13 protein-coding genes are annotated in these 15432 nt (G+C 69.4%); 3 read left to right on the top strand and 10 right to left on the bottom strand.

The window, feature by feature from the left end; genetic code table 11:
* Positions 1-8: 8 nt before the first annotated feature.
* Together edd and ACLBX9_RS15205 are read right to left on the bottom strand one after the other, a co-directional pair.
* Positions 9-1835: a phosphogluconate dehydratase gene (gene edd / locus ACLBX9_RS15210; protein WP_447719507.1), complete on the bottom strand. Its 1827-nt coding sequence runs from the start codon at positions 1833-1835 to the stop codon at positions 9-11.
* Positions 1836-2085: 250 nt separating this feature from the next.
* Positions 2086-3207 carry an asparaginase gene (locus ACLBX9_RS15205; RefSeq protein ID WP_010682859.1) on the bottom strand — a complete coding sequence of 374 codons (1122 nt, stop codon included), beginning with the start codon at positions 3205-3207 and terminating at the stop codon, positions 2086-2088.
* A gap of 170 nt (positions 3208-3377) precedes the next feature.
* Between ACLBX9_RS15205 and ACLBX9_RS15200 the strand changes: the two genes are divergently transcribed.
* Entirely contained in the window at positions 3378-3593 is a 216-nt protein-coding gene (locus tag ACLBX9_RS15200) for a hypothetical protein (RefSeq protein WP_010682860.1), read from the top strand.
* Positions 3594-3689: 96 nt separating this feature from the next.
* Here the strand turns inward: ACLBX9_RS15200 and ACLBX9_RS15195 are convergent, their stop codons facing one another.
* The 3 genes from ACLBX9_RS15195 to ACLBX9_RS15185 form a co-directional block, all read right to left on the bottom strand.
* Positions 3690-5015 carry an MFS transporter gene (locus tag ACLBX9_RS15195; protein WP_447719506.1) on the bottom strand — a complete coding sequence of 442 codons (1326 nt, stop codon included), beginning with the start codon at positions 5013-5015 and terminating at the stop codon, positions 3690-3692.
* Positions 5016-5163: 148 nt separating this feature from the next.
* A complete protein-coding gene (locus ACLBX9_RS15190; RefSeq protein ID WP_447719505.1) occupies positions 5164-6567 on the bottom strand; it encodes a sigma-54-dependent transcriptional regulator in 1404 nt (467 codons plus the stop codon).
* Entirely contained in the window at positions 6552-8015 is a 1464-nt protein-coding gene (locus ACLBX9_RS15185; protein ID WP_447719504.1) for a sensor histidine kinase, read from the bottom strand. Before ACLBX9_RS15185 ends, ACLBX9_RS15190 begins: the two co-directional genes overlap by 16 nt.
* Before the next feature lie 393 nt (positions 8016-8408).
* On the opposite strand from ACLBX9_RS15185, the gene ACLBX9_RS15180 reads away from it, so the two are divergent.
* On the top strand, positions 8409-8750 hold the full coding sequence (locus tag ACLBX9_RS15180) for an Hpt domain-containing protein (protein WP_010682864.1): 342 nt from the start codon (positions 8409-8411) through the stop codon (positions 8748-8750).
* Positions 8751-8893: 143 nt separating this feature from the next.
* Here ACLBX9_RS15180 and ACLBX9_RS15175 read toward each other — a convergent pair whose 3' ends face one another.
* The gene (locus ACLBX9_RS15175) at positions 8894-9382 is read right to left on the bottom strand and encodes a hypothetical protein (protein ID WP_447719503.1); all 489 of its coding nucleotides are present in this window, start codon (positions 9380-9382) and stop codon (positions 8894-8896) included.
* Between the two features lie 566 nt (positions 9383-9948).
* Here ACLBX9_RS15175 and ACLBX9_RS15170 point away from each other — a divergent pair.
* Positions 9949-10182, top strand: coding sequence for a hypothetical protein (locus tag ACLBX9_RS15170; protein ID WP_447719502.1), 234 nt, complete (start codon positions 9949-9951; stop codon positions 10180-10182).
* An 83-nt stretch (positions 10183-10265) separates the two neighbouring features.
* Here ACLBX9_RS15170 and ACLBX9_RS15165 read toward each other — a convergent pair whose 3' ends face one another.
* From ACLBX9_RS15165 to ACLBX9_RS15150, 4 genes are all read right to left on the bottom strand, one after another.
* Entirely contained in the window at positions 10266-11459 is a 1194-nt protein-coding gene (locus ACLBX9_RS15165) for a sensor histidine kinase (RefSeq protein WP_447719501.1), read from the bottom strand.
* Positions 11460-11718: 259 nt separating this feature from the next.
* A complete protein-coding gene (locus tag ACLBX9_RS15160; RefSeq protein ID WP_447719500.1) occupies positions 11719-13350 on the bottom strand; it encodes an ABC1 kinase family protein in 1632 nt (543 codons plus the stop codon).
* A gap of 132 nt (positions 13351-13482) precedes the next feature.
* Positions 13483-14184 (bottom strand): molybdate ABC transporter substrate-binding protein, encoded by a 702-nt coding sequence (locus ACLBX9_RS15155; RefSeq protein ID WP_447719499.1) that lies wholly within the window; start codon positions 14182-14184, stop codon positions 13483-13485.
* Between the two features lie 387 nt (positions 14185-14571).
* The gene (locus ACLBX9_RS15150) at positions 14572-15405 is read right to left on the bottom strand and encodes an NAD-dependent epimerase/dehydratase family protein (protein ID WP_447719498.1); all 834 of its coding nucleotides are present in this window, start codon (positions 15403-15405) and stop codon (positions 14572-14574) included.
* Positions 15406-15432 lie beyond the last annotated feature (27 nt).

Here is a 15432-nt window from a genome sequence, read left to right as displayed (position 1 = left end):
TGCTGGTTTCAGAGGCCGGCGGCGGCGAGCATCGCCGAGGCGCCCCGCTCCGCCGTGTCGGCCCCGTGACGCATGAATGCGAACAGCTCCCGCCCGGTGCCCTGTGCGAGCTCCGGCGCCTCGGACACGGGGCGGGCCTCAAATTCCGCGTCGTCGACCAGAACCTGCAGCAGCCCGTCGGCCGCGCTGAGGCGGACGATGTCGCCGTCGCGGATCCGCCCGATCGGGCCGCCGCCGAGCGCCTCGGGGCTCAGATGGATGGCGGCCGGCACCTTGCCCGACGCGCCCGACATGCGCCCGTCCGTGACCAGGGCGACCTTGTGGCCGCGGTCCTGCAGCACGCCGAGCGGCGGGGTGAGCTTGTGCAGCTCCGGCATGCCATTGGCCTTCGGGCCCTGGAAGCGGACCACCACCACGACGTCGCGCTCCAGCTCGCCGGCCTTGAAGGCTTTGAGCACCTCGTCCTGATCCGAAAAAACCCGGGCCGGGGCCTCGATGGTGCGGCGGTGCTCCTCGACGGCGCTCGTCTTGAAGGTCGCCCGGCCGAGATTCCCCTTCACGAGCCGCATGCCGCCATCCGGCTGGAACGGGTTTGTCGGCCGGCGCAGCATGGTGTCGTCCAGGCTCTCGGCCACCGCGTCCTCGAAGACCAGCTCCTCGCCGTCGAGCCTCGGGTCGCGGGCGTGGTCGCGCAGGGACTGGCCCGCCACGGTGAGGATGTCGTCGTGCAGCAGGCCGGCATCGAGCAGCGCGGCCATCACGAAGCTCATCCCGCCGGCGGCGTGGAAATGGTTCACGTCGCCCGCGCCGTTCGGATAGACCCGGGCGATCAGCGGCACGGCGCTGGAGAGCCGGTCGATGTCCTCCCAGTCGATCACGATGCCGGCCGCCCGGGCGATGGCCGGCAGGTGGATCGCGTGGTTGGTGGATCCGCCCGTGGCCAGCAGGCCGACGGCTGCGTTGATGATCGCCTTCTCGTCGACGCAGAGACCGAGCGGGCGGTAATCGTTGCCGGCGCCGCCGATCTCGGTGAGCCGGTGGATCGCCGCCCGCGTCACGGCCTGCCGCAGCTTCGTGCCGGGATTGATGAAGGACGCGCCCGGCATGTGCAGGCCCATCATGTCCATCATCATCTGGTTGGAGTTGGCGGTGCCGTAGAACGTGCAGGTTCCGGCCGTGTGGTAGGAGGCCGACTCGGATTCGAGAAGTTCCGCCCGGCCGACCTTCCCTTCGGCGTAGAGCTGGCGGATCCGCTGCTTCTCCTTGTTGGCGAGACCCGACGGCATCGGCCCGGCCGGGATCAGGATCGTCGGCAGGTGGCCGAAGCGCAGCGCCCCGATCAGCAGGCCCGGCACGATCTTGTCGCAGATGCCGAGCAGCGCCGCGCCGTCGAACATGCCGTGGCTCAGGGCGACCGCCGTGGAGAGCGCGATCGTGTCCCGGGAGAACAGCGACAGCTCCATGCCGGTCTGGCCTTGCGTGACGCCGTCGCACATGGCCGGCGTCCCGCCCGCGACCTGCGCGGTGGCGCCGCGCTCCCGTGCGAACAGCTTGATCTGGTCCGGATAGCGCCCGTAGGGCTGATGGGCCGAGAGCATGTCGTTGTAGGCGGTGACGATGCCGACGTTCATCACCGTCCGCTCGTCGCGGATCGCTGCCTTGTCTTCGCCGGAGGCCGCGAAGCCGTGGGCGAGGTTTCCGCAGGCGAGCCTGCCGCGCCGGACCCCCGCCTCGCGTTCGCGGGCGATCAGGTCCAGATAGGCGCGCCGGGTCTCGCGGGAGCGCGCGACGACGCGCTCGGTGACCGCCGCGACCTCGGGATGAAGCTCGGTCATGCTCGTTCCTCCAGGCTTGGTGCGGACAGGCGCGAGGCTGGTGCCGTGAGTCGGCTCAGGCCCGCGACCGCATCGCTGGGCGGGTATCTAGGCGGTGCGCTGCGCGATGTAACCCGGGCGAAGCGGTGCTAGACGCGCCCTCCTACGCCCTCAGGTGGCTTGCAGCGTCACACACCTCTGGCAGAGGCGCCTTCTCCTCCCGCAAGAGGGAGGGGAACACGCGGATCCCGAACCTCCGCATCGACGCCCCTCAATACTCCCAGAATATGCGCTGCAGCTCCTTGGTGTCGCTCGTCTTGGTGAGCGCCACGGCAGCGAGGATCTTGGCCTTGGCGGGGTTCAGGTCGTGGGCGACCACCCAGTCGTACTTGTCATCGGGCTGCTCGGCGTTGCGCAGGACGAAGCCGTCCGGCACCCGGGAGGAGCGGATCACGATCGTGCCCTTGGATCGGATGTCCTTCAGCTTGTCGACGAGGTAGCCCGGCACCGAGCCGTTGCCGGTGCCGGCGTTGACGATCGCCTTCGCGCCGGCCTGTACCTCCGCGTCGTAGACGCCGGGGATCATGTTGCCCGAGCCGTACACGATGCCCACCAGCGGAAGGCTGTCGATCTGATCGATGTCGAACTCGGAATTCGCGTTGTGCCGCTTCGAGAGGGAGCGGAAGAAATAGGTCTTGCCCTCGACCACCATGCCCAGCGGGCCCCACTGGCTGTAGAAGGCGCTGGGCACGACGTTCGTCCGTTTGTTCACGTCGCGACCGGACTGGATGTAATCGTTCATCGTCACGGTGACGCCCTGGCCGATCGCCTCCTTGCTGGCCGCCACCGTCACGGCGTCGAGGAGGTTGAGGGCGCCGTCCGCCGAGATTGCCGTGGAGGGCCGCATCGAGCCGACCACCACGATCGGCTTGTCGCTCTTCACCACGAGATCGAGGAAGTAGGAGGTCTCCTCCAGCGTGTCGGTGCCGTGGGTGATGACCACGCCGTCGACGTCGTCCTGCTTCAGGAGTTGCGAGACACGCTTGGCCAGCTGGACGAGCTGCGCATCCGTGAAGCTCTCGGACGCGATCTGAAAGACCTGCTCGCCGCGGACATTGGCGACAGTGCTCATCTGAGGGACGGCGGCGATCAGCTTGTCCACCGGAACCTTGGCGGCCGTGTAAGTCGCGCTGTTGGCGGCATCCGCGCCGGCACCGGCGATCGTGCCGCCGGTGGCGAGAATCACGACGTTCGGCTTCCTCGCGGCTACGGTGGTGTCGGCCTCCGGCATCTCGCGGGCACTGAGGTGGGTTGCCCCGAGTCCGCCGGCCAGGGCCGCGGCCAAGACCGCTCCGCGTGTGGCAAGAGCCGCGCCGCTTCGGCTTGAGAACATCGGTGATCCTCGACGGTTGAGGGATAAGCGAGTCGGACTCGACCAAGCGATGGTAGCCACGTGCCTGCACGAGGCAAGGATCGTGCGGGACGCCGACGCGCATCGCGGGACGGATCGTTACGCAAGCTCGGGCGTTATTGGGGGTTGCTGTCCGTTCGGAGGTAAGCCCCATGCTGCATCTCGCTGGCCTGCTCGAGGAACTCGAGCGGAGCGAGCCCGCGCGGGCCGCGATGGCGATCCTCGAAGGTTCGCTCGCCCGCCGGTCTGCCGAAGAGCAGGGCGCCTTCTGGCACGCTGTCGACCTTTACTACGTGTCGCGCAAGGCGCCGCCGGAGGCTGTCGCCGTGACCACGCCGGCGGAGGCGTCCCTCGCCATCACGCCGTGACGTGCAGACAGCGGCACCGGCCCTGATGGAGTTGGTCGCCGCCGCCCCCATCGTCTTCGCAGCGCCCGCCTAGTGGGCAGTCTGTGCGAACGCCGCCTAGGCGCTCGCTGGCACTGCCGGCGGCAGGCCGGTGCCGCTCTCGGGCTCGCTGCCGACGGCCGCCGCGCTGCGGGTCTCGGGCATCAGCGCGAGGTAGAGGACGAAGCCCAACGCCGCGATGGCCGCCAGCGCCAGGAACGCGGTGGAATATCCCGCCGACACGATGATGACCCCGGCGAGCGTCGCGCTGAGCGACGCGCCGATCCCCTGCGCGGTGGCCACCGCGCCCTGGGCGGCGTTGAAACGGCCGCCGCCGCGGGTCAGGTCGGCCACGACGATCGGGAACAGCGCGCCGTAGACGCCCGCGCCGATCCCGTCGAGGAGCTGAACGCCCACCAGCCAGAACGGGTTGTCCGACAGCGTGTAGAGCACGCCGCGCAGGGCGAGCACCCCAAAGGCCGCTAGGAAGATCGGCTTGCGGCCGATCGCGTCGGCCTTGGCTCCCACGAAGATCGCCACCGGAACCATCACGCACTGGGCCGCCACGATGCAGACGGCGATCAGCGACGTCGCATGGTCCTTGCCCGACAGATGCGTGAGGAGCTGGCCCACCGACGTCAGCATCGCCGCATTGGAGAGGTGGAAAATCGCGCAGAGGACCGCGAAGAGCAGGAGCGCCCGGTTCTGCAGCAGGGTGGCGAGGCCCGACGGCCTGTCCTGCACTTCGACCTCGCCCTCGGTCATGCCGCGGGCGAGGTCGTTGTCGATGGCGTCGGCCGGCACCATCAGCATCGCGCCGATCGAGAGCGCGGCCAGGATGCCCATCAGCCAGAACACCACCACCGGCCCGAAGAAGTAGGCGAGGCCACCGGCGACTGCGGCCGAGACCGCGTTGCCGGCGTGGTTAAAGCCCTCGTTGCGGCCGATCCGCTTGGCAAACATCTTCGGGCCGACGAGGCCCAGCGTGATGGCGGCGAGAGCCGGCGGGAAGATGGTGCCGGCGACATGGGCGACCGATTGGGTGGCGGTCACAAGGTAGAAGTTCGAGATGAACGGCAGGACGAGGCAACTCGCCGTCACCGCGATGGCGCCGCCGATCACGACGGCGCGCTTGTGGTTGGTGGCGTCGATCAAGGCGCCGGCCGGCGTCTGGGCGACGAGGCCGAGGATCCCCGCAATAGTCATGACGAGGCCGGTCGTGGCCTCGTTCCAGCCCTGATCGGGACCGCGCACGGCGATCAGGTAGATCGCGAGATAGGGGCCGAGACCGTCGCGCACGTCGGCGAGGAAGAAATTCAGCGCATCGAGGCCCCGCAGGGCTTTCGTGGACGGCGCCCGGGTGCCGTCGGCGCGCGACCTGGCGCCTGTCTCGATCCTGTCCATCCTGCCGCGATCCCCCGATCGACGCCCGGCACGGCTCCGATCTGGGCCGCACGGTCACACGCGGTGCTTGACGCTCGCCCGCCCGATCGGTTCCCGTCGAGCCTCGACCAGCCCCCGGTTCGCCGCGAAACTCTTCGCGAGGAAGGCTTTACCCCCGGTCGCTATCCCCGGAAACGTCGGGAATCCCGACATCGGATGTCGCGTCTCCCGACATCTCGCCACCCGGCGCGCCGAGCCCGTAGCGCTCGATTTTCGCGTACAGGAGCTGCCGCTGGATGCCGAGCCGGCGAGCGGCGCGGGCACGGTTGCCCTCGGTCTCTCGGAGGGCCGCGGCGATCATGGTCCGCTCAAGCCGCGCGACCGCTCCGGGCAGGTCGCCGTTCAGCCAATCCTGTGGGATACCGTCCTCGCTGCGTCGTTCTGGCCGAGCCGCCGGCAGGTCGATGTCGCCGCCCGTGATGGCGCCGCCGCGCACCAGCATGGCCGCCCGCTCCACGACGTTGCGCAGTTCGCGGATGTTGCCGGGCCAGTCATAGGCGAGCAGTCGGGATGCGGCGCTCCCGCTGAGATGCTTGCCCGACGGGGCCAGGAAGTGCTCGGCGAGCGGCACGATGTCGGCCAGGCGCTCGCGAAGGGGCGGCAGGGCGATGGGCACGACGGCGAGGCGGTAATAGAGGTCGGCGCGGAATCGGCCCTCGGTCACCAGCGCCGGCAGGTCGCGATGGGTGGCGGCGACGAGGCGGACATCGACCAGTGCGGGCCGGCCGCCGAGGGGAGTCACGACGCAATCCTGGATCACGCGCAGGATCTTGGCCTGCATGGCGACCGGCATGTCGCCGATCTCGTCCAGGAACAGCGTGCCGCCCTCGGCCTGGTGGAAAGCCCCGGCCCGGTCCCCGGCAGCCCCCGGGAACGCTCCGCGGAGATGCCCGAAGAGTTCGCTCTCCAGCTGCTCACCAGGGATCGCCGCACAATTCACGGGAATGAACGGCCGCGTCCGCCGCCGGCCGAAGGCGTGGAGCGCGCGTGCCACCTCCTCCTTGCCAGTGCCGGTCTCACCTTGGATCAGCACCGTGGAAGCCGTGTCGGCGACGAGGCCGATGGTCTTCTGCACCCGCCGCATGCCCGCGCTCGATCCGACGAGGCCTTGATGGCCAACCTTCTCGATCGGGGCGGCTGGTTCCAGACAAGCCGTCTTCAGCATCGCTTCGAGCACAGCGGCAAGGTCGGCACGGCCGATCGGCTTGGTCAGGTGGTCATGCGCACCGAGCCGCATCGCCTCGATGGTGTTGGCCGGGCTCGCGAAGGCGGTCAAAACGGTCACGGGCGGCCGATTCGGCCGCGTGCAGATCCGCTCCAGCGTGGCCATGCCGTCGAGGTCGCCCGGCATCCGGAGATCGAGGAGTACTGCAGCCACGGGCGATTCATCCAGCCGCGCCAAAGCCTCCGAGCCGGACGCCGCCGGCAGGGGCGTGTGTCCAAGGTCGGCTACGGTCTCGGAGAGCCCCTCGCGCAGGGCCCGGTCGTCATCGACGATCAGGATGGTCGCCATGGCAGGTCGAGCAGGAACGTAGTCTCGGAAGCAGCCTCGTCCAGCCCGACCGCCCCCCGGTGCGCGAGAGCGATCTCCCGCACGATGGCAAGGCCCAACCCGGTCCCGTCCGCCCGGGTCGTGACGAAGGGTTCGAACAGGCTGGAGTAAATCGCCGGTTCGATGCCGCGCCCGGTGTCGCTGACGCGGATATGGAGGCGGACGCCGCCATCGACCACGACCCGATCGGCCCCGAGGCAGACCCGGCCGTCCGGCAGCGTGTGCTGGAGCGCGTTCAGCAGGAGGTTATCCAGGGCGCGGGCGATCTGCGCGCGGTCGATATGCGGGAGGTCGGTTACGGGCAGCCCTACGGCAGCGACCTCGATCCGCACCGAACGAGCCCGGGCGAGATCCTCCTGCAGTCGCGCGCATTCCGCGAGCAGCGGCGCTACGGCGGTCGGCATCCGGTTCAGGGGGCGTGCCTGGGTCAAATTGAGCAAGTCGCGCAGCAACGTGTCGACCCGCGCGATCTGGCCGAGGACGACCTCCAGGGCGGCGGCGGCTCGATTTGGATCGGCGCTGACGAGGGCGTTCTCGGCCTTCAGCCGCATGGCGGCGATCGGATTGCGGATCTCGTGCGCGATGCTTGCCGCGAGGCGCCCGACCGCGGCGAGGCGCTCGGCCGCCACGGCCCGCGTCCGAGCTTCTCTCAGCCGGACGCCTGCAGCGTTGAGGGCTTCGACCAGACGGTCGAGCTCTCGCTCGCCGGTGCGCTCCAGATGGGGCAGATCCTCGTCGCCGGTTCGCTGGGCCGCGAGAGCGGCCTCAAGCCGTGCGATGCGCCCGGAGAAGCCGTAGAGAAACCAGCCGAGGAAGGCCGCAGAGCCGAGCACCGTCGCGGCCAGGACTCCGAGGCCCGCCACGAAGCGCGTGTAGGTCGGGCCTTCGTTGACGTGGGCACGGCCCATCGTCCAGGCGGTGAGGCCTAGCTCAGGGCCGTGCAGCGGGCAGCTCTGGAGCAGCAGCACCTGCGTGCGGCTCGGCCGGCGCAGGGAGACCGCGCGGTCGGCGCGCAGGGCCTGTGCGTTGAGGGCCGCGATCGTTTCCTGCTCGGCAGCCGGAAGGTCGGTCTTCCGGCCGGTGCCCTCGTAGGTGGGATAGGCGTACGCGATCGAACCGTCCGCGGAACTCCAGATCCCGCCCTCGATACCGGCAGAAGCGCCGAGCGCCGCCTCGACCACGGCGAGGATGTCACCCTCCATCGTCCCGCCGTCGCGCAGGCGGACCAGGGTAGCGTAGCGGTCGGCCAGCGCGCGGCAGGCCCGATCGACCCCGATCTCCGCCTGGGCGACCTGGACGCCCGTCGACTGGTTGTAGACGCCCCACATCAGGTAGGCCGTTGCGAAGGCGGAGACCAGCAGCAACACCCATAGGGCAAGCAGCCGGGTCCGCAGGCTGTAGGCCGTCACGGCCGCGTCCGGTCGATCACGGTTGAAATCCTTCGCCCCTGTCCTTCCCGTCTTACGACGGAGCCCTGTGCCACGTCGCGTGTCGCCCTGAGCAATGATCGCCAACCCAGCCGGGCGCGCCGGAAGTTGCGAAAACCGCGCGACCAGCAATTCGGTTGTAGGTTAGAGAACGAATTTAACTTTGAGTTGAAAACGTGGTGCTGGTGTCGTGAATATCGCCACAGTGCGCGGGACCGTCACGCGTTTTCCTCGGCACGCTCGCCTGATGCCTTAAGCTTTGCTAAACGATCTTTATCAAGGAGTGTCGTCCAGGCCGCGCGATCCAGATCCCGACGCGCCGCGACGGCGCGCTGCTCTCGGATCGCACGGCGGATTCGCAGCTGGAGACGGACGGTGTCACAGTCCCTCGTGAATCAGGAGGCGCTCGACGAGCTGACGGCCGTGATCGGCACGGAGAAGCTTGTCCGCATCCTCGATCGCTTCGTCCTCAGCCTCGCCACAGCTTTCGACGGTGCCGACCGCGCGGCCGCCGATTACGGACGCGAGGCGCACACCCTCGTGTCGATGTCGGGCATGCTCGGCTGCGCGGCATTCTCGATGGCCTGCCGCGGTCTTGAGCAGGCCGTCAAGGCGGGCGACGACGTGACGGCTCCGCTGGTCGACCTCAGGACGCTTCGCGACAGGACGCTCGCAGCCATGCAGGATCTGAGGGCTGAAGTGGGCGCGCTGGTCTGAATCCGCGGGATCGACGGACATCGGGCCTTCCGCGTGCCGAGGCGGTCCGAGCTCGCTTCGCTGCGCCCGTGACGCCGACGGTACCTGGGACTCTTCACGGAAGCCTTCCGGGGTGATCGAGGGTCGGCCGTCGCCGCCTCGGATCAGCGGATCAGCACCGCGAGATCCTGTCGCCAGGTCTGCCAGGACGTCGCAAGGTCGCCCGCTCGCAGCGGCATCTCAGACGTCTCCGTCGAAGCCTGCGTGAAGCCGCCGTCGAAATCCAGGTCGTCCCCGGCGTACCGGGACACCAAGCCGTAGATCGCCCGGCCGCGGCAGCGGGCGATCAGGGATGCGCCGCGGGTCGTCCAGGGGACCGGTCCTGCCGTTTCGGCGAAGGCGAGCGGCATGATCCAGATTTCAAGGGCTTCGCGGGCGTCGATGGGCGACGCGCAGAACGTGCCGTACGCGCAGTAATAGCCGCTGATGGCGATGCGCTCCGGCCCGGCGAGCGTCAGGCTGATCGAGCCGCGCTCGAGGCCGCTGGAGCCCGGCACGACGCCGTACGGCACCGCTCCGTCCGCGCGGCGGACGACGCTCCAGCCCAGGGGCGCGGCCGCCACGATCCGCTGCTCCAGCGCGGCGGCCGACATCGGATCCACGCTTTCCGCCGGACAAGTCTGCGCGGTCCCGCCGGCCCGGTTGCACGCCGCGGGCAGAACGAGACCGAGCAGAGCGAGGATCCGCACTGCCCATGCCTTGAGTCTGCGCGCCTTGAACAGGGATCGCACCGGATGAACCCGTCTCCGTCACCTCCGCACCACGCTGGCGCGGGCCCGAACTCATGCACCGTCGGCTTCCGTGGCGTCGGAAAGCTCCCGACTCCGCCTTGAGCGAAGCCGCGATCCGTCGCCCGGGTTCGTATAGCAGGGCTCCCAGCATGGCGCGCGTGCGGGACGCTGCGGCGACATCGAGGGATGCCGTCCCGCACCTCTGCCCCGGTGAATCCGAGGACCCGCGCCATGATCGCGGCTGCCCGGATACCGCCGGGGGAAGGGCTGCCCTCCCGGGTTCCGATGTCGAGCGTGAGCGGCACTCTGGGCGAAAGCCGCCGCGCCTTATCCAGTATCGATCGCGGCATGCGCCAGCCGAGCGATTTCGCAACGTATGTGAGTATTTCGAGCGCAGATTTATAGTTTAATGCAAGTCTGATTTCGCTATGTACGATCGTGAACAGGAACTTCGGATGTGTGAGCGCAACACGGATGAAGGTCGGGGCCTTACGTTCGTGATCGCTGATCGATCGTCCCAAAGCCGCGAGCTCAAGATGCGGATGCTGACGCGTCTCGCCGAAGCTCTCGATAGGCCGATCAGCGATTTCTTCACCACAGGTGCCGAGTCCGATGGGCCTGCGGAGACGACGGATGGAGAGGAGCCCGGCCGCGATCGCTGAGTGGCCGCCGGCCGGGCCGGCGATCGCGCGATGGGAGGTCGCCAGCCGTCCCGCCGCAGCGCCGATGGCCGCGGCGGTGGCGATCAGCCCGCCGTCACGGCACCGAGGGGCGCCTCGAAGGTCAGCACCGCGCCGGACGGCGGATAGGTCAGGTGCGCGGTCCCGCCGAAGCCGTGGGCAAGGCTGCGCGCGATCAGCCGGGTGCCGAATCCGGTATGGGTCGGCGGCCTCACCGGCGGCCCCCCGCTCTCTTCCCAGCGGAACCGGAGCGCCGGACCGTCCGCCGCATCCACCACGTCCCAGGTGATGCCGACGTGGCCGGCGGCGACCGAGAGCGCCCCGTACTTGGCGGCGTTCGTGCCCAGCTCGTGCAGCATGAGCGCCAGCGTCATGCCGTGCCGTGGGCCGAGGGTGAGTTCCGGGCCGGCGACCTGAAACCTGTCCGCCACACCGTCCCCGTGAAGGGAAACCGCCCCGGCCACGAGGGCCGTGAGGGAGGCGTGGGCGAAGGAGCCCTGGAGAAGCACGTCGTGGGCCTGGGCCAGGGCGAGGAGCCGCGCCGCCAGGGCCTCGCCGGCCGCTTCCAGCGAGGGGGCGTTGCGCATGGTCTGCGCCGCGACCGCCTGGACCAGGGCCAGGGTGTTCTTCATCCGATGGGCGAGTTCCTGCATGAGCAGGGTCTGGCGGGCCTCGGTCAGCTTCAACTCGGTGATGTCGCGCGAGACCGCGAGGATCCGCTCCGCGCATCCGGGCGTCGCGCTGATCGGAGTCACCGCCACATCCCACCAGCGTACGGCGCCACCGGTCTCCAGCTGTGCCTGGAAGCGGCTCGTCCCGCCCATGCGGGCCCTGACCAGGGCGTCGGCGACCGCCGCCCGGTCCTCCGGGCGCGTCCAGATATCGATCCACGGGCGGCCGATCACCTCCGCGTCGTCCGCGGCGCCGAACAGGGCCGGCCCATCGGCGCTGGCGGTGATCAGGCGCCCGTCGCGATCGAGGAGCTCCAGGTAGTCGTTGGCGGCGCCGCGGACGAGATGGACGCCGTCCTGCCGCCGTGGCGGCGCGAAGGCCTCGGCTCGCTCGGCCGCGAGGCGACCCGCCTCGATCCGGCTCGCAGCCTCGACGATGCGGCCGAGCCGCCGGTTGCGCTGCCGCTCCCGGTCGGCCTGCGCGGTGGCCTGCGCCAGCAACGTGCGCAGGCGCATGTTCTCCGATTCCAGCGTGCTGAGGCGAAGCTCCGCTTCGTCCTCTCGCGGCAACACGAGGCCCGCATCCATCGCCCGCCCCCTCGTCCACGCGGCGGAGCGCCCGTGCGAGGCGCTGCGCCCGAGATCCATCGATCGCGCGGCGCGGCGACGCGAAGTCGGCAGCAGGGCGGCCCCGGCGGTTCAGACCGCTTCTGGTGCCATCCCCGCCCAGGACCGAGCGAATCGTTGGATGTCTCACGCTATCACGGCGCGGAGATCCGTCAATTGATCTCTGTATTCGGCCGCAGGTGAAAACTTCGGACTTGGGCGGCGCGTGTGACGAACGCGGTTACTTGTTTCGCATCAGCAGCACGAGCCAGCCGATCCCGAGCACGAAGATAATCAAACCGATCGAGACGAAGACGGGGGTGCCGAGATCGATGAGCCGGGGCGCGAGCTGGGTCGCGAATGCCGCCACAACCAGCGCCACCGCCACCCGCGCGGCGGCGCGCTCGATGCCGCGGGTGACCTTGTCGAGCCCCTTCACCTCGATCTCGACGGTGACGCGACCCTGCTTCAGCCGCACCAGCATCAGGTGGATCAGCGTCGGCAGCTCCGAGGCGGCGCCGTAGAGGCCGACTCCCAGCGCCTCGGCCTTCTGCTTGAGGGCGGAAAGCGAGAACTGCGTCTGCATGCTGGCCCGCACCGTGGGGCCGGCGGCGGCGAACAGATCGAAATTCGGGTCGAGGTGACGCATCACGCCGTCGGCGGTCACCAGGCCCTTGAACAGGATGGCGAGGTCCGTGGGCATGGCGAGATCGTTCTCGCGGGCCATGTTCATGAAGTCGGTGAGCACCAGCCCGAGGTTCAGCGGGATCGACGAGTGGCTCTCCACGAAGGATTGGGCCGAGACCTGGAGCCGGGTCAGGTCCGGGTTGCTGGTGCCGGTCCAGTCGAGGAGCACGGCCATCAGGCCGTCCGCGTCCTGCTTCAGCATGGCGCCGATCAGCACGAGGAGCTGTGAGCGCCGCCGCTGCGACAGGCGGCCGATGATGCCGAAATCGATGAAGCCGATGCGATTGCCGGGCAGCGCCAGCATGTTGCCGGGGTGCGGATCGGCGTGGAACACGCCCTCGATCAGCGCCATCTGCAGGAAGGCGTCGGTGCCCTTCTGGGCCAGGAGCTTCTTGTCGACGCCGGCCGCGCGGAGCGCCGCCTCGTCGTTGGGCGGGATGCCGTGGATGAAGTCCTGCACCAGCACCCGCTCGGAGCAGTATTCCCAGTGGATCTTCGGGAAGACGATGTCGTCACGGTCCTCGAAGATCTGGGCGAGCAGCTCGCAATTCCGGGCCTCGTTGAGCAAATCGAGCTCGCCGTTCAGGCCCTCCGCGAGGTGGCGCATCTGCTCCCGCGGCTGGTAGCGGGCCATGTCGGGCCACTCGTTCTCGACGATGCGGGCGCCGTGCGCCATGAGGCGCAGGTCCGCCTCGATGATCTTGCGCAGGTTCGGCCGCAGCACCTTGACGATGACGTCCTCGCCCGTGTGCAGGCGCGCCCGGTACACCTGGGCGATGGAGGCCGAGGCGATGGGGCTGGTGTCGAACTCGGCGAAGACCTCCTGCGGCGAGGCGCCGAGATCCTGCTCCAGCTGCGGCCCGATCTGCTCCCACGACACCGGCACGACCTGGCTGTGGAGCTTCTGTAGCTCCTCGGTCCAGGCTGGGGAAAGCAGGTCCGGCCGGCTCGCCAGCACCTGCCCGAACTTGATGAAGGTCGGCCCCAGCGCCTCGATCGCCCGGCGCAGCCGCTCGGGCTCGGACAGGCGGGTGACGTCGACCCGGGGCTGGCGGCGCGGCAGCAGGGGCAGGTAGCGCAGGCCCAGGCGGTCCACCACGCGGGTGACGCCGAAGCCGATCAGGATGGTCGCGATCTCGGACAGCCGCTGACGGTCGCGGGCGGCAACGAAGGCTGTCTTCAGCATGTTCAGGCGCGATCCGTTCGGACGGGATGAAGCGCCCGGACAGCACGAGCATAAGGACTTTTTTGCGGTCGCGGCACCGAGACGGGTGTGGCTGGGCCGGCTTCAACGTCGCAAGCGGCACCAGCCGATTCGTCAGAAAGCCGGCTCCAGCCCGCTCGCCCGATACGCCTCCGCGGCCTGAACGGTCGTCAGACCGGCCAGGAAACGGGCTGCGCCGGCCCGATCGGTCGCGCCGCGCAGGATCGCGGCCGAGAAGGTCGTCACCTCCTGCACCGGCTCGGGGAACGGCCCGACCACCTCGATGCCCGGCACCACCATCAGCTCGCTGATCTGCTGCACGGCGAGGTTGGCCTCGCCGGAGACGAGCTTCTCGGCGGTGAAGCCCTGCGGGATGATGGTCGCGCGGGCGTTGACCGCCTCGGCCAGGTCGAGCCGCGGCAGCAGGCCGGCGAAATAGATCCCGCTTGCGCCGGTGCGCGAGTAGGCCACCGAGCGCGCCTCCGTGAGGGTACGCTTCAGCGCCTCGACGGTGGCGATGTCCGGATGCGGCGCCCCGGCCTTCACGGCGATGCCGTACCGGGAGCGCACGGCGTCGACCCGGGTCTCCGGCTCGACGCGACCCTGCGCGATCAGCCGGTCCATGGCATCCGACAGGACCAGAACCGCGTCGGCGGTCTCGCCCTCCTCGAGCGCCTTCATGATGACGGTGGTCGGCGCCCAGTGAATCGTTGTCCGGCCACCCGAAGCCTCGAAGGCCGGGATGACATGCGCGTCGAAGGCGCCGCGCACCACGAGGGCGCATTTCAGCCGGGTCGTGGTCTGCTCGTCTGCCATGGTGCTTTCCATCAGTTCGTCGGGGTGCTTGGGGCGCTGACGGGAGACGCGGTTCTCCCTACCTCGCGGAGGGGCCAGGGCTCTCCGGATCAAAACATTCGTCGCTCAGGCGTGTGGACGCTTCGGATGACGCGTCCGCCCCTGTCATTCCGGGGCGCCGCAGGCGAGCCCGGACTCCAGAGACACCGACTGTGCAAGATCCTGGCACGCGGCGTGTCTGGATCCCGGGCTCCGCGCTGCGCGGCCCCGGCATGACGAAGGTGGAGTGCTTGCGGGCTCCTGCATCGGAGAATGAGATCGAGGATAGCGGGCCTCGCAGAGACCTAAACTCCAACCTGTCGAACCATAAGCCCGCAGAGGGGGAGGGAGGGCGCTCGCGACTTGGGTTCAGGATTTGCCGGACTCCGCCCGCGAATAATCGATCCCTGTGAATCCGCCGCCCTGATAGCGCTCCACAACCGGGTTGCCGCTGGTCTTGCCCTCCAGGGCCGGCGCGTAGGAATCCGCGCTGTCCTGTGGCGCCCAGCCGATCACGTCGCGCCCGTCATTCCTCCACCACGACATGCGGCTGTTGTTGGACGCCCCCCAGATCACCATCGTGCCCTTCGGCCCGAGACTCGGCGCCAGCGTGGCGCGCGTGATCAGCCGGGTCAGGTCGGCGTAGGACAGCCAGGTCGCCAGCATCCTCGCGTCGGTGGGCTCCGGGAAGCAGGAGCCGATGCGCAGGAACACGCTCTCGACCCCGTGCTTGTCGCGGTAGAGGCCGCCCATCAGCTCGCCATAGGCCTTGGACAGGCCGTAATAGCCGTCCGGCGCCAGGGCGCAGTCGTCGTCCAGCACCTCGGACCGCTCGTGGAACCCGATGGCGTGGTTCGAGGAGGCGAAGATCATCCGCGCGCCCTCGCGGCGAGCCGCCTCGTAGGCGTGGTAGAGCCCGCGGATGTTGGGGCCGATCACGGTCTCGAACGGATGCTCCACCGAGATCCCGCCGAGGTGGAGGATCGTGCCGCAGCCCTCCGCCAGCCGCAGGATCGCCGGCCCGTCCTCCAGATCGGCGATCTGGAACCGCGCCCCCTCGGGCAGGGGATCGGGGAAGGCGACCCGGTCCGTGAGCCGGAGCGTCCAGCCCTGCGCGCCGAGCGCGCGGGCCAGCACGCGCCCGAGGGCGCCCGACGCCCCGGTCAGGAGGACAGGTTTGGGTGGGACTGTCTCGGCGCTCATGAGTCGCTGCTCCTGAATCGGGTGGCC

The sequence above is a fragment of the Methylobacterium sp. A49B genome (assembly GCF_053346215.1).
This window is presented reverse-complemented; position numbering and strand designations above follow the sequence as displayed.

Excerpts from the sequence above, each read along its gene's own strand:
- edd (WP_447719507.1), bottom strand. The coding sequence starts at position 1,835 with ATGACCGAGCTTCATCCCGAGGTCGCGGCGGTCACCGAGCGCGTCGTC.
- ACLBX9_RS15205 (WP_010682859.1), bottom strand. The coding sequence starts at position 3,207 with ATGTTCTCAAGCCGAAGCGGCGCGGCTCTTGCCACACGCGGAGCGGTC.
- ACLBX9_RS15200 (WP_010682860.1), top strand. The coding sequence starts at position 3,378 with ATGCTGCATCTCGCTGGCCTGCTCGAGGAACTCGAGCGGAGCGAGCCC.
- ACLBX9_RS15195 (WP_447719506.1), bottom strand. The coding sequence starts at position 5,015 with ATGGACAGGATCGAGACAGGCGCCAGGTCGCGCGCCGACGGCACCCGG.
- ACLBX9_RS15190 (WP_447719505.1), bottom strand. The coding sequence starts at position 6,567 with ATGGCGACCATCCTGATCGTCGATGACGACCGGGCCCTGCGCGAGGGG.
- ACLBX9_RS15175 (WP_447719503.1), bottom strand. The coding sequence starts at position 9,382 with ATGTCGGCCGCCGCGCTGGAGCAGCGGATCGTGGCGGCCGCGCCCCTG.
- ACLBX9_RS15170 (WP_447719502.1), top strand. The coding sequence starts at position 9,949 with ATGTACGATCGTGAACAGGAACTTCGGATGTGTGAGCGCAACACGGAT.
- ACLBX9_RS15165 (WP_447719501.1), bottom strand. The coding sequence starts at position 11,459 with ATGGATGCGGGCCTCGTGTTGCCGCGAGAGGACGAAGCGGAGCTTCGC.
- ACLBX9_RS15160 (WP_447719500.1), bottom strand. The coding sequence starts at position 13,350 with ATGCTGAAGACAGCCTTCGTTGCCGCCCGCGACCGTCAGCGGCTGTCC.
- ACLBX9_RS15155 (WP_447719499.1), bottom strand. The coding sequence starts at position 14,184 with ATGGCAGACGAGCAGACCACGACCCGGCTGAAATGCGCCCTCGTGGTG.
- ACLBX9_RS15150 (WP_447719498.1), bottom strand. The coding sequence starts at position 15,405 with ATGAGCGCCGAGACAGTCCCACCCAAACCTGTCCTCCTGACCGGGGCG.